Source organism: Bacteroides sp. RTP21281st1_H5_RTP21281_210402, from assembly GCF_040918965.1.
GTDB lineage: Bacteria > Bacteroidota > Bacteroidia > Bacteroidales > Bacteroidaceae > Bacteroides > Bacteroides congonensis.
On the sequence record NZ_JBCOWR010000002.1, the window covers coordinates 12,355 to 25,584 of the forward strand.

Annotated in this window: 7 protein-coding genes; 6 read left to right on the top strand and 1 reads right to left on the bottom strand. The window is 44.5% G+C overall.

The window, feature by feature from the left end; translation table 11 throughout:
* Nucleotides 1-154 precede the first annotated feature (154 nt).
* The 6 genes from AB5443_RS03710 (at nt 155) to AB5443_RS03735 (ending at nt 11,923) form a co-directional block, all read left to right on the top strand.
* Entirely contained in the window at nt 155-3,667 is a 3,513-nt protein-coding gene (locus AB5443_RS03710; RefSeq protein ID WP_368114311.1) for a TonB-dependent receptor, read from the top strand.
* Nucleotides 3,668-3,684: 17 nt separating this feature from the next.
* Complete coding sequence (locus AB5443_RS03715; RefSeq protein ID WP_277135293.1) at nt 3,685-5,481, top strand: RagB/SusD family nutrient uptake outer membrane protein; 1,797 nt, start codon at nt 3,685-3,687, stop codon at nt 5,479-5,481.
* A 17-nt stretch (nt 5,482-5,498) separates the two neighbouring features.
* Complete coding sequence (locus tag AB5443_RS03720; RefSeq protein WP_073344717.1) at nt 5,499-6,416, top strand: endonuclease/exonuclease/phosphatase family protein; 918 nt, start codon at nt 5,499-5,501, stop codon at nt 6,414-6,416.
* A 31-nt stretch (nt 6,417-6,447) separates the two neighbouring features.
* Nucleotides 6,448-8,307, top strand: a complete 1,860-nt coding sequence (locus AB5443_RS03725) for a PQQ-binding-like beta-propeller repeat protein (protein WP_277135294.1) — start codon at nt 6,448-6,450, stop codon at nt 8,305-8,307.
* Nucleotides 8,308-8,429: 122 nt separating this feature from the next.
* A complete protein-coding gene (locus AB5443_RS03730; RefSeq protein ID WP_277135295.1) occupies nt 8,430-10,487 on the top strand; it encodes a glycoside hydrolase family 65 protein in 2,058 nt (685 codons plus the stop codon).
* An 11-nt stretch (nt 10,488-10,498) separates the two neighbouring features.
* Complete coding sequence (locus AB5443_RS03735) at nt 10,499-11,923, top strand: sialate O-acetylesterase (RefSeq protein ID WP_073344711.1); 1,425 nt, start codon at nt 10,499-10,501, stop codon at nt 11,921-11,923.
* A 193-nt stretch (nt 11,924-12,116) separates the two neighbouring features.
* On the opposite strand, the gene AB5443_RS03740 is transcribed toward AB5443_RS03735, so the two are convergent.
* The gene (locus tag AB5443_RS03740; protein WP_277135297.1) at nt 12,117-13,193 is read right to left on the bottom strand and encodes a cellulase family glycosylhydrolase; all 1,077 of its coding nucleotides are present in this window, start codon (nt 13,191-13,193) and stop codon (nt 12,117-12,119) included.
* Nucleotides 13,194-13,230: the final 37 nt, after the last annotated feature.

Consider the following 13,230-nt stretch of genomic DNA (forward strand, 5'->3'; position numbering starts at 1 on the left):
GAAACATAAAAAGGTCAGGTTCCTTTTCCATCCCCTGACCTCTTGCCTTTCTATCTTAAAAAGCCACAGTGACTTTAATTGATGAAAGCTTAGGCAAATATAAATAAAATCCTAAACTTCTCATCCTATTTATCAATTATTTATCCATTGACTTATGAAAAATAAGAAGAAAGTCTTTTTCATGGTCCTGCTCTTGCTATGCTCTTATCTAAGCTCATTTGCGCAGCTTATCAACTTACAGTTGAAGAACGTAACAGTAAAGCAGGCTATTGAAACAATACAGAAGCAAAACGGATATTCATTTGCATTTGCGGCAAGCGATCTGAATACCAAAAAGATTGTGACAGTGCTAGCCAAAGATTTACCTATTGAAAAGGTGGTAGAACAGGTCTTGGCAGGACAAGATGTTAGCTACACTATCCAAGGAAAAGATATTATCATCAAGAAGAAAGACAGTCAGTCTGTACAACAATCCTCCAAGAAATACACTATTAGCGGAATAGTGAAGGACATGTCGGGCGAACCGGTCATCGGAGCCAATATAAAAGAGAAAAATGGCACGGCGGGTACAATCTCCGGTATGGACGGTAAGTTTCAGTTGACTGTCAGTGAAGGGAGTATAGTGCAAATATCCTACCTGGGGTTTCTGACACAAGAAGTGAGCGTGAAGAATAAAAACTATCTCACTGTTATGTTGAAAGATGATACACAGACGTTGGACGAAGTGGTAGTGGTCGGGTTCAGTACTCAAAAAAAGATAAACTTGACAGGTGCGGTAGAAAATGTATCATCAGACGTATTTGAAAATCGTCCGGTAGCCAATGTCACGCAGATGTTGCAAGGGGCTGTCCCTAATCTGAATATTTCGTTAGTTGATGGTAAGCCCAATCAATCGGCTTCGTATAATATCCGTGGTGTAACGTCTATCGGAGCAGGCGGTAGTGCGTTGGTATTGATAGACGGTGTAGAAGGCGATCCTGCCATGCTGAATCCGAACGATATAGAAAGCGTGTCCGTATTGAAAGATGCGGCTTCGGCAGCCATCTACGGTTCACGTGCTCCGTATGGGGTTGTCCTGATTACAACAAAAGATCCGTCAAAACAAAAAGATAAATTTACGGTCAATTATACAGGGAACTTCTCCTATGAGACTCCGTATTCTGTGCCGGACGTTGTTGATGATGGTTATGTCTGGGCTTATCTGTTTCGCGAGGCGGAATACAATTACCGCGGGATAGAGCCTACCAGCATCAATAAATCACAACCTTTCTCAAAAGAATGGTTGGAGACTTTCCGGCAGCGAAAGTTGGCAGGAAACACATTGCAGGCAGCTGTTGGAGCTGATGGAAAGTACACTTACTACGGGAATGAGGATTACTATGATGCGCTTTACAAAGATCATACGTTTGCACAGTCGCATAATGTATCCATTAGCGGTTCGAACGGTAAAATCAGTTACTACACTTCTGCGCGTTTATATGATTACGACGGTCTGTTCAATTATAACTCGGATACCTACCGCACTATGAATATGCGTACCAAAATCAGTGCACAGGTGTTCGACTGGCTGAAAATTTCTAATAACATAGACTATACTCATGATAAATATACGCAACCATTGGGTTATGTAGAACAGAATGAAGGTCTGGTTTGGAAAGCCATCAATATGGAAGGGCATCCGTCCGAACCAATCTTCAATCCGGATGGCACCTTGACACACTCCGGTGCACGTTCTGTCGGTGGACTGGTAACGGGTAACAACTGGATAAAACGTACAACGAAGACGCTGAAAAATACGACTACCCTAAATATAACCATGCTGGACAACAAATTACGTTTCACCGGAGACTTCTCTTTCCGTACGAAAGATTTTATAGAAGACAAGAAAACGACCGCCGTTCCATATAGCGATTATGAAGGGGTGATTAAATATCTCGGAGTACCGGAAACGGATGATAAGATGTTGGAGAAAGTGCAACAGACCACCTATATATCTACCAATGTATATGCCGAATATGAAAATACATTTGCCGGAAAACATTATCTGAAAGCTTTGGCGGGATATAACTACGAACAGCAGGACTACAAGGCAATCTCTTCAGAGCGGAATGGCTTGTTGATGCCTGATGTGGAAAATATCAACTTTGCTATGGGAGATAATATGTCCATTAAGAGTGACGGTAACCGTTGGCGGTATGCCGGGGCATTCTTCCGGTTGAATTACTCCTATGATAACCGTTATCTATTTGAGGTGAACGGGCGTTATGACGGTTCTTCGAAGTTCCCCAACAATTCGCAATGGGGATTTTTCCCTTCAGCTTCGGCAGCATGGCGTTTCTCGGAAGAGAAGTTCTGGAAGGTAAATCCGGCTATTATCTCCAATGGAAAGTTACGTGTCTCTTATGGTGCGCTGGGTAATAGTAATGTGAAGCCATATTCTTATCTGGAGAAGTTCACATTGAAAACTTATTCTACTACCGGCTCATCGAGCGAAGGCCGTTATCTCGACGGTAAGGCACAATTACGCTACACGCTCAATCCCGCTCAAATTCCCGACAATATCGGTTGGGAAACCTCACGAACCATTGACGGCGGTATCGATTTAGGATTCTGGAACAACAAGATTACGTTGTCTGCAGATTATTACGTACGTAAAACTGTTAATATGTATACGGTGGGACCGACGCTTCCCGATACATTCGGTGCATCATCGCCCAAAGGGAACTATGCCGACATGAGCACCTATGGTTACGAAATGTCTCTAGGATATAACGACTCGTTCCGTTTGGCAGGCAAACCGTTCAGCTTCGGCCTCAAAGCAACCCTTGCTGATTATCATTCGGTGATAGACAAATATAATAATCCGAAACGTGACTTGGATGATTATTATGTAGGTCAGCGTATCGGTGAAATTTGGGGATTTGTTTGCAACGGACTGTTCCAGTCGCAGGACGAAATCGATGCGGCTTTTGACGGGAAGGGTTACAAAAACAACCTGATGCAGACGTCTGTCAATTACATCACTTATCCCGGTGATATGCGTTTCGAGGACTTGAACAATACAGGTACTATTGATAACGGAGCCAACACGGTAGACTCACCGGGCGACCGGAAAATCATAGGAAACTCCGAACCGCGCTACATCTATACCTTCTCATTTAGTGCCGACTGGAATAACTTCTTTCTGTCAGCCATGTTCGACGGTGTGGGAAAACAAGACTGGTATCCTAGTGGTGAGAGTTCTTTCTGGGGACAGTATAACCGTCCTTACAACCAAGTCCCGGTGTGGCACTTGAACAACTACTGGACCAAAGACCGCCCCGATGCCTATCTGCCGCGTTATTCAGGTTATTACAATCCCTTATATAAAGGTACGGCCAATACACGCTACTTGCAGGATGTATCTTACTTCCGGCTCAAGAACTTGCAGTTTGGTTACAATCTGCCAAAGAAATGGATAGCAAAAGCCGGTTTCTCTAAAGTATCCGTCTATTTCTCGGGCGAGAACTTATGGTCGTGGTCTCCACTCTATCGTCACACGAAAGATTACGATGTGACAGTGATAACGAAAGGTTCGGATAATGACCTGACTTCCGGTAACAAAGGAGACGGTTTCAACTATCCGACGATGCGGAATCTAAGTTTAGGAATCTCTATTACTTACTAAATAGAAACAAAGAAGATATGAAAAGATTAAGTACTATACGTAATATCCTGCTTCTGTGTGCAACGGTGCTGTTAGGTAGTTGCGATTTGACGGAGACGATGCAGGTAGAGGCTGACAAATCTATGGTTTTCGGCAGCGAGTCCGGATTGCGCCTTTATGCCTATTCCTTCTATCGGGCATTGCCTACACTTTCTACAGGCTATCAGCAGGATGAGATGTGCGATATTGCCGCTGTCCGGCAGACGAATGTGTTTATTCAGCAAAATGCGTACAATTCGGAAACAGCTACCAGCTGGTCATGGGGAACCTTGCGGAACATTAACTATTTTATTGATGGCTGTCACTCAAAGGAGTGTACGGTGGATGCAGCTACTCGCGATAATTACTTGGGGATCGCCCGTTGGTTCCGCGCCTGGTTTTATTATGACAAGTTGACTCAATATGGTGAAGTTCCCTGGTTTGACAGTGAAATCCAGTCTTACCAATACGATGTCATGTATAAAGAGCGTGACAGCCGGGACGTCATCATCAAGAATATGATCGAAGATCTCGATTTTGCTTACGAACATATTCAGGCAACTTCTTCTGTCAATAGTTCCACACTCACCAAATGGGCTGCAGCCGCACTCAAATCACGTGTGTGCCTGTTCGAAGCCGCCTATCGTCGTTATCACAAACTGACAGGCCTGGAAATCACTCCGGAAGAACTTTACCGCCATGCTGCCAGTGCAGCCAAACTGGTGATGGACAACAGCGGACTTTCGCTGAATACGGCAACAGGTACCAAAGGGGCCTACCGTGATTTGTTCTATCTGGAAGCTCCCATTACCTCCGAAGTAATTCTGGCGGTATGTGCCAATAGCGCATCAGGTATCTACGGGACTCAAAATTACTGGTACAACTCGCTGTCGTACGGTAAAGGCTGGAGTCTGGTTCGTTCATTTGTCAATACTTACCTGAAATTGGACGGTACCCCGTTCACTGCCGAAACAGGCTATGAAACCAAAAACTTTGTGGAAGAGATGAAGAGCCGTGACCTGCGTTTGGCACAGACCATCCGCGGACTGGATTTCAAACGTGACGGAAAAGCCGTAGTAGCCGATATGACAGTTTGCCTGACCGGTTATCATGTGATTAAGTATTCTCTTGATAACACGAAATACGATAACAATGAAAAGAACAACAACAGTATCCCCCTGTTGCGTTACGCTGAAGTGCTGCTCAACTATGCCGAAGCACAAGCCGAACTGGGTGGGCTTACTGATGCTGACTGGAACACTACCATCGGCGCTTTGCGCCGACGTGCCGGAATCACGGGCGGAACGGAAAAACTCCCTACAACTGTTGATTCGTATTTGCAGCAGGTCTTTTATCCGAATATCACTAATCCGGTTTTACTGGAAATCCGTCGGGAACGTGCCATTGAGTTGGTGGCTGAAGGAACGAGATTCAATGATTTGCGTCGTTGGAAATGTGGTGAACTGATAGAGGAACTACCGTGGACTGGCATGCACATCAGCGCATTGAATGTGGATATTGACCTGAATGGTGACGGAACTCCTGATTGCTACTTTACCGATAACGGTACGCAATCATCCAATAAAGACTGCAAAACGGTGAACGTAAAGAATGAAACAGGACTTTATGCCACAGCAAATGCCGCAGGCGGATACGATTTGAGATATAACCCCGGTACGGGAAACCGCATCTGGTACGATGACGACCGCCAATATCTTTATCCTGTTCCTGCACAAGTGATCCGCGACTATGAGAGTGCCGGATATAAACTATCACAGAACCCCAATTGGAATTAAAATATTAAAGATTTAGTATGATGAAATTTAACCAGATATTGCCTGTTATTGCTATCTATGTTGTAGCGTTAGGCGGATGCAGTAATACTACTCCTGATTATTCAGAATTTTATAAGGACCCTGAAACAGTAAAAGAGGAAGACCCGTCACTGAATGATAACCAAATTAAAGTCATGTCGTTCAATATCCGGTATTATAATACCAAAGATACGGGAGAAAAGTCATGGGAAGCCCGTACGGCAGCTTTTATACCGATGATCGGAGAACATAAACCGACAGTGATCGGTATGCAAGAAGCGCGGCCACCACAACTGAAGTGGCTGGAAGAGAACTGGAAAGATTATGGATATGTCGGTAAGGGACGCCGTGCCAACAACGCCAACAATGATGAGTTTGTTCCTATCTTTTATCGGAAAAAGGCTGTTGAACTAATCAAGTGGGATTGTTTCTGGCTTTCTGAAACTCCGGATGTACCGGGTTCTCAAGGTTGGGACAGTACCGTTCCCCGTATAGCGACATGGGCTATTTTCAAGCACATTGCTTCCGGTAAGAAATTCTTCTTCGTCAATACTCACATCGATGTAGGCTCTACCATTGCTCCGGGCAAGTCGATGGAAGTGATTGTGAATAAAATGTCCGAGCTCAATCCGGAAGGATTGCCGATGTTGCTGACTGCCGACTTTAACAAGCAGATTGACAGTGATATCTTTAACGGGGTTAAAACATTCATGACAAATGTCCGTTTATCGGCTCCCATCACCGACTCGAAATACTCTTATACAGGCTTCGGCACCGCCAATCCTTATATTGTAGATCATATCTTTTGTACAGGCTTTAAGGCTTTGAAGTTCGAGACAATAGATAAAGTTTATCAGAATATAACTTATATCTCTGATCATTATCCTATCATCGGTAAATTGGAATACGTGAAGTAATGAAACGATCATCTAAAATTACAGAAACGCAATGAAAAGAATCATATATTTATTGGTAGCTGCTATCGGTCTGTTGATTGGGTGTACACCTGATGAAGAGACGTGGGTACAGGCGGGATTCACTACAGATAAAGAATCCTATGAGATTGGTGACTTGATTACCCTGACAAACACGTCGACGGCGGAGAATGCCCAGATTGCAGTCTGCAAATGGGAATTTATGGGTAAAGTCTCTTACGAACTGACTGCTCCCGAACCATTCAGCGTGGAGGAAGGCGGAGACTACCTTTTTCGTCTGACTGTCACTTCAGACCACGGCGCAATGAAATCAATCTTTGAAAAGACAATTAAAATAATAGATGACGGTGTCCGCCCTACGGCAGACTTCAGCTGGTTGCCCGAACGAATTGTGGCGGGAGAAGAAGTTACTTTTACGGATCAATCGAAAGCGGCGGAAGGGTGTGAGATTGTCAAAAGAGAATGGACGTTCGGCGCTATCCTTTCTACAGAGGAGAATCCGAAAATTACTTTCGGTTCGCATGGAAAAATAAACGTATCGCTGACTGTGACAGATAATAAAAAAAGGAAAGATACGAAGACTGTCACAATGGATATTGCCAAAGGGGCCGGTAGTCTTGGCGTGTTATGGTCTCATTCTTATGATGAACAGGGAGTGGTGTACGGCACTTCTCCGGCAACAAGCGCAGATGGTCAGTATGTATATGTTTCTTCCAGCAATTATAACCTGGTTTGCTTCACGAAACTCGGTGAACGGACTTGGGGGTTCGACTGTGGGCAGAACAATGAACCGAATCGAGGTTCTGACTATCAACACCCGACTCCTACGGTGGATTCCGACGGAACGGTGTATGTGGCTGTCGGAGACAATACTACTAAGGCGGGAGCGGATGCATCCAAGTCTGCCAGTCTCTATGCAATAAAAGGCGGTGCAGACGGTGGTACGCAGATGTGGTTTACAGCGATTGGTGCAAAATCGAGTATGCGTCCTTTCGGTGCTCCGGTTGTCACGGACCAATATGTGATGATCCTTACGAATTCGGCACCAAGTACAGATGGAAAACATTTCCGTATTTATGATAAAGTATCCGGGGTACTTAAATATTCGGAAAAAACGTCTTCCGGAAGTTATGGTGGTTGTGTAGGATTGAAAGATGGCAGGATACTTGTCAACACGGGTCAGAGTAGTGGACGATCGTATGGTACACACATATTCTTCCCGGAAGGCAATAGTTGGAGCAAATCGACCAATGAGCAGAATTATGCTCCGAATGACCAGCCTAATGGCGGCCAGATCGCTACTGGTGCAGATGGAAAAGCATATATCCTTTGCTTTAATTTAGGAGCCCGCATATCTACCAATGAGACAAAAGCATTAGTCTATTGCTATGATACCAAGAAGACTACTAAGGGGCAAGTTTCGACTCCAGAATGGTATACTGCCGTGAAAGGGGAAAATAAACAAACCGGTTATGGCTTGGTGGTTGATGGAAATGGGGTTGTGTATGTAGCTACCGACAAATATATTACTGCCATATCTTCTACAGGTTCCGTTTTGTGGGCAACGGAAGTAGCGGGTACTGCTTATGGCGTTCCTGCTATAGATAATGAAGGGTATATCTACTATAATGATGCAGAAAAAGGTTCCTTGGTGAAACTCGAACCGGCTACAGGAAAAGCTATCGCTTCACTCCAGCTCGGAACCGAACTGAAATCGTCGCCCACCATATCTGCTGACGGCACAATCTATGTGACTGGTATGCTGGAAGGAAAACCGACTCTGTTTGCTGTTGAAGGAGCAGCGACAGGTTATGCTGCCAATGCCTGGTCGCAGATGGGCGGCAATCCGGGTAAGAGCGGATATATGTATTAGTTTTTTTATTCATACAAACTTTTAGTTAGCATGTTTCTTTTTTCATCGGAGCAGGTATTGCCTTGCTCCGATGAGAAAAGACTGACTGTGCATTTACAAAAGATGTATAAAATGTATACAAAATGAGAAAAAGGAACTTTTTAATATTACTGCTGTTGAGCGGGTTATTGCCTGTCACCGATGTGTCTGCGCAAGATGCCTGGAAAATAACTGCCGAACAGATTGAACCCTCGTCATATTACGGAATAACAGTAGCTAATGGTATGCTAGGATTAGTCTCTTCTCCCGATCCTTTGAAGATTTCCCGTGTCGTGTTAGGAGGACTTTATGACATCTATGGAAAGGGAAGAGTGAATAATTTCTTGCATGGCATCAATATGCTCGATACGGAATTGCAGATAAACGGCTCTACGGTGACAGTTTCCCGGATATCCGGTTATAAACAGACTTTGGATATGCGTCAGGGAGTGTTTTGTGGAGAATTTGATTATCAATCACTTGCCCGTGTTGAGTATCAATATACGTCATTACGTCATTTGCCTTATTCGTGTTTGCTGCGTGTGCGGATTATTCCGAAAGAAGACATAGAAGTAGCTGTGGCGAATATACTGACGGTGCATGAGTCGTTGCGTAATCCGCAGGAGTCTTTCAACCGGATTTTCAACGGAAAGACAGCGATTGATTTCTGCACGTCGATCGCAAAATCTCCGACCCGGGAACTTGAAATCGGGGCTTGTTCATCGTTTGTTTTCGACGGTTCTTTCCCCCGTCCGGAAGTCTGCCATCGGAGCGCACGCGGAGTCGGGGTACATACACAAGAGTTTACGGTTCGTTTGCAGGCTGGCCAGCCTTACACTTTTTCGATTATCGGAACGACACTTTCCTCTGCTACTCATGCCGACGTCAAGAATGAAGTGGAACGGTTGACTGCATTTGCAGCAGTAGAAGGTGTGGAACGATTATGGAGTAAGCATATCGCTGCATGGGATCAGCTTTGGGAAAGCGATATTGTGATTGAGGGCGATCTTCAGTCACAACAAGACATTCACAGTATGCTTTATCACACGTATGCTTTTGTGCGGGAAGGTTCGGGATTGTCCTGTTCTCCGATGGGGCTTTCGGGTTTCGGTTACAACGGCCATGTATTCTGGGATGCTGACACGTGGATTTTTCCGGCTTTATTATTGTTGCATCCTGAATTGGCGGAATCAATGATAGAATACCGTTATCAGCGTTTGGATGCAGCCAGGCATAACGCTTTCATGCATGGTTATAAAGGAGCCATGTACCCGTGGGAAAGCAGTGATAAAGGAAATGAGGATAATACGGTAACCAACATTTACGGCCCTTTTGAGAATCATATTACGGGAGATGTAGCTATGGCAGCCTGGCAATATTATGCGGTGACGCAGGATGTGGAATGGCTTCGTCAAAAGGGATTTCCCATTCTTAGTGCCGCTGCCGAATACTGGGTAAGCCGTTCGGAACCGAATGAAGCGGGAGAGTATGAAATTAGGAACGTCATTGGAGCGGATGAATGGAACCAAAACCGTCAAGGAGGAAAGAATGTGAATAATAATGCTTATACAAACGGTGTCGCGAAATCCACTTTGGAAGCTGCCTGTAAAGCAGCCAAACTGTTGAATGTAAAGTCAGACCCTATGTGGACGACTGTGGCGGAGAAACTTCGTTTCCGGAAACTTGCCAATGGAGTAACGGCAGAACATGATACGTATGACGGAGCTATAACCAAACAGGCGGATGTCTGCCTGTTAGCTTTCCCGTTAAAGCTTATTACGGATAAAGAGCAGATACGGAAGGACTTGGAATACTATCTACAGACTGTTCCGAGAAAAAAGACACCTGCCATGTCGAAGTCCATTTACTCTATTTTGTTTACCCGCTTGGGAGACCGTGAACGCGCATGGCATTACTTTAGAGATTCCTATCTTCCTAATCTGAATCCGCCATTCCGGGTAATAGCCGAGTTTGACGGTGGTACGAATCCTTATTTCCTGACAGGGGCAGGTGGTGTATTGCAGTCGGTACTGATGGGATTCGGTGGATTGGATATTACGGATAAAGGTATTGTAGCCGGAAAAGGAGCAATTCCTGATACATGGAAATCTCTGACCCTGAAAGGAATAGGGGCAGAGAAAAAGAGTTATATCATTAAATAAACTGACGGAATATGAGATTTCTTGTTTTTCTTTTGGCTATATGTAGCGTAGTAAGTGCACCTGCCAAGGTGGTACTTTCTTCGCTCTTCACAGACAACATGGTTTTGCAACAACAAACCGATGTACAAATATGGGGGATGGCGTCTCCTAAGAAAACGGTTTCTATCCGTCCTTCCTGGGATCAGAAGCTTTATACGATTCGGGCGGATGAAGCGGGAATGTGGCGTACGAGTTTGAAGACACCCGCTGCGGGAGGACCTTACTCGATCAGTTTAAGTGACGGTGAAGAGTTGCTGCTTCGTGATGTCCTGATTGGTGAGGTGTGGCTATGTGCCGGACAGTCGAATATGGAAATGCCTTTGATGGGAAAAGCCAACCAGCCTATTGCTGATGCAGTGGATATGATTGTCCGCGCCAAACCTTCACGACCGATACGGATTTGTACAATCGGGCAGGCGGGAGCGCGGAAACCACAAAAAGATTGCCAGGCACAATGGTTGAAGAATACTCCGGAAGTGGTATCTGAAGCGAGTGCAACTGCTTATTTTTTTGCAGACTATCTCCAAAAAGTACTTGATATGCCGGTTGGCATTATTGTCTCTTCATGGGGCGGAACCGCCATTCAGGCTTGGATGAGCCGTGAAGTATTAGCTCCGTTTAAGGCGTTCGACCTTCGTTTTCTTGACGACACCACGTCCATTGAACGACCGAAGTACAAACCTTGTATGCTTTACAATGCAATGATTGCTCCTGTCGAGCAATATACCATCAAGGGCTTTCTTTGGTATCAGGGCGAATCCAATCGTAAGGATCCGGATTTATATCGCAGGCTACAGCCGACTTTTGTCAAAATGTTGCGCGAAGCGTGGGGGCAAGGTGAATTGCCATTCTATTATGTCCAGATTGCTCCTTTTGCATATGAGGGGGCGGAACTGGTAGGAAGTGCTTTATTGCGTGAGGCACAATTGCTGAACTTGAAAGAGATTCCAAACAGTAATATGGTTGTAACAATGGATATCGGTAATCGTAATTGCATTCATCCGGCCCATAAACGTAAAGTCGGCGAAAGGTTGGCGTTGCTAGCTCTTTCGGGGAGCTATGGGTTGAAAGGTTTTGTTCCGGACACACCTGTCTATCAATCTATGGAGGTGGTCAAGGGTAAAGCGTACTTGACTTTTGATTGTGGCAGTGAAGGGCTTGCACCATTGGGAGCTACTATTTCCGGCGTGGAGGTGGCCGGGAGCGATCATGTGTTTTATCCTGCTACTGCACAGATTGAGAAATATACAGGACGTCTTGAAGTAAGTTGTGGGAAAGTTCCTGTTCCTGTGGCTGTCCGCTATTGTTTCCGGAATTATGAGCAAGGGACACTTTATAGCCGCTATGGCATTCCGGTGGCATCCTTTAGGACTGATACTTGGGAGGTGAAAGAATAATCTTCATACCCAAAATGGTTCGATTTCAGTACGGTTTTAAATGAAATATGAGTTGCTTAGGATAGATTCCGGAAACATGGTAGTTTCCATGTTAAGGATAGCTGTTTGTTTGTGCGAGAATACTCTCCCACAAACAAACAGGCATATCCCTGATATCATTATTTATATATTCCTTACAGCCATCATTAGGAAATTATCTAGTCAATGAACGAATACAACCCACTTCATCCTCCGAATAAGGTGTCCCATCACTACGGAAAATATCATGAAACCATAATGGCGGTTCAACAACATCAGGTAATGGAGTTTCCCATGCAAAGTTCGTATTTGTTTTTCCTGCCACCAGCCCCCAGTTTATTGCACCTATATTTTCCTCCTTCAACATAGGCATAATATCCTGAAAAGTACTATTCTGAGTTCGTGCCATGTATTCCGTACAAATCATCGGACGCCCGTATTGTTTCAATGAATCTATCAGTTGCTTGTGCATATCCAAAGATTCATACGTATGATAAGTAATCACGTCCGAGTTTTCCAACTGGTATTTATTGAGATTGGTCAAATTCATATCCCATACTCCGGCAGACAGAGGTTGTGACGGATTAACCGTCCGTCCCCACGTAAATATTTTCTGCAATAAAGACAAACTCTTTTCACCATACCTGTAATTGCCCGAACCACCGGGTTCGTTATATAAATCCCATAACACGATTCTCTTGTCATCCTTAAAGGTAACCAGAATATCTTTCACATAACTTTCCAATACCGGAAGTATAGCTGCCGTATCGCCTTTATAATACAGATCACCCGGATCACGAACCCAGCCCGAATTATGCACTCCCGGTTGTGGCTCCGGTTGTCTGCCTGCCTGGTAAACAGGATTCCAGCAATCGTCCAAAAAGACAAAGATGGTAGAAATATGATGTTTATCGGCAATAGCGAGATATTCATTGATACGTTTCTTAAATCCTTCCTTATCCGTTTCCCAAAGCAAGTGGTGTAAATATACACGCATACAATTCATTCCGATTCCTGCCGCCCAACCAAGTTCGCGTTCTATTGTCACCGGATCGAAAGTATCCGCCTGCCACATTTCCAGTTGGTTGATAGCCGTACTCGGAATGAAATCACAGCCGCGAAGCCATCCCCATTGTTTATACCATTCATTAGCTTGTTCTTTTGTCCAGACTTCACGGACAGGAGTTGTTGTCTGATTACAAGAACCCAACAATATAACGCCAATAAAAAATGCTACTAATATATTTCTCATAAGATTTTATATTTCAATATTCTACAATATAAAAGTA

What these genes read in the sequence shown, in the direction of transcription:
- AB5443_RS03740 (WP_277135297.1), bottom strand. Translation starts at nt 13,193, where the DNA reads ATGAGAAATATATTAGTAGCATTTTTTATTGGCGTTATATTGTTGGGT.
- AB5443_RS03725 (WP_277135294.1), top strand. Translation starts at nt 6,448, where the DNA reads ATGAAAAGAATCATATATTTATTGGTAGCTGCTATCGGTCTGTTGATT.
- AB5443_RS03735 (WP_073344711.1), top strand. Translation starts at nt 10,499, where the DNA reads ATGAGATTTCTTGTTTTTCTTTTGGCTATATGTAGCGTAGTAAGTGCA.
- AB5443_RS03710 (WP_368114311.1), top strand. Translation starts at nt 155, where the DNA reads ATGAAAAATAAGAAGAAAGTCTTTTTCATGGTCCTGCTCTTGCTATGC.
- AB5443_RS03715 (WP_277135293.1), top strand. Translation starts at nt 3,685, where the DNA reads ATGAAAAGATTAAGTACTATACGTAATATCCTGCTTCTGTGTGCAACG.
- AB5443_RS03730 (WP_277135295.1), top strand. Translation starts at nt 8,430, where the DNA reads ATGAGAAAAAGGAACTTTTTAATATTACTGCTGTTGAGCGGGTTATTG.
- AB5443_RS03720 (WP_073344717.1), top strand. Translation starts at nt 5,499, where the DNA reads ATGATGAAATTTAACCAGATATTGCCTGTTATTGCTATCTATGTTGTA.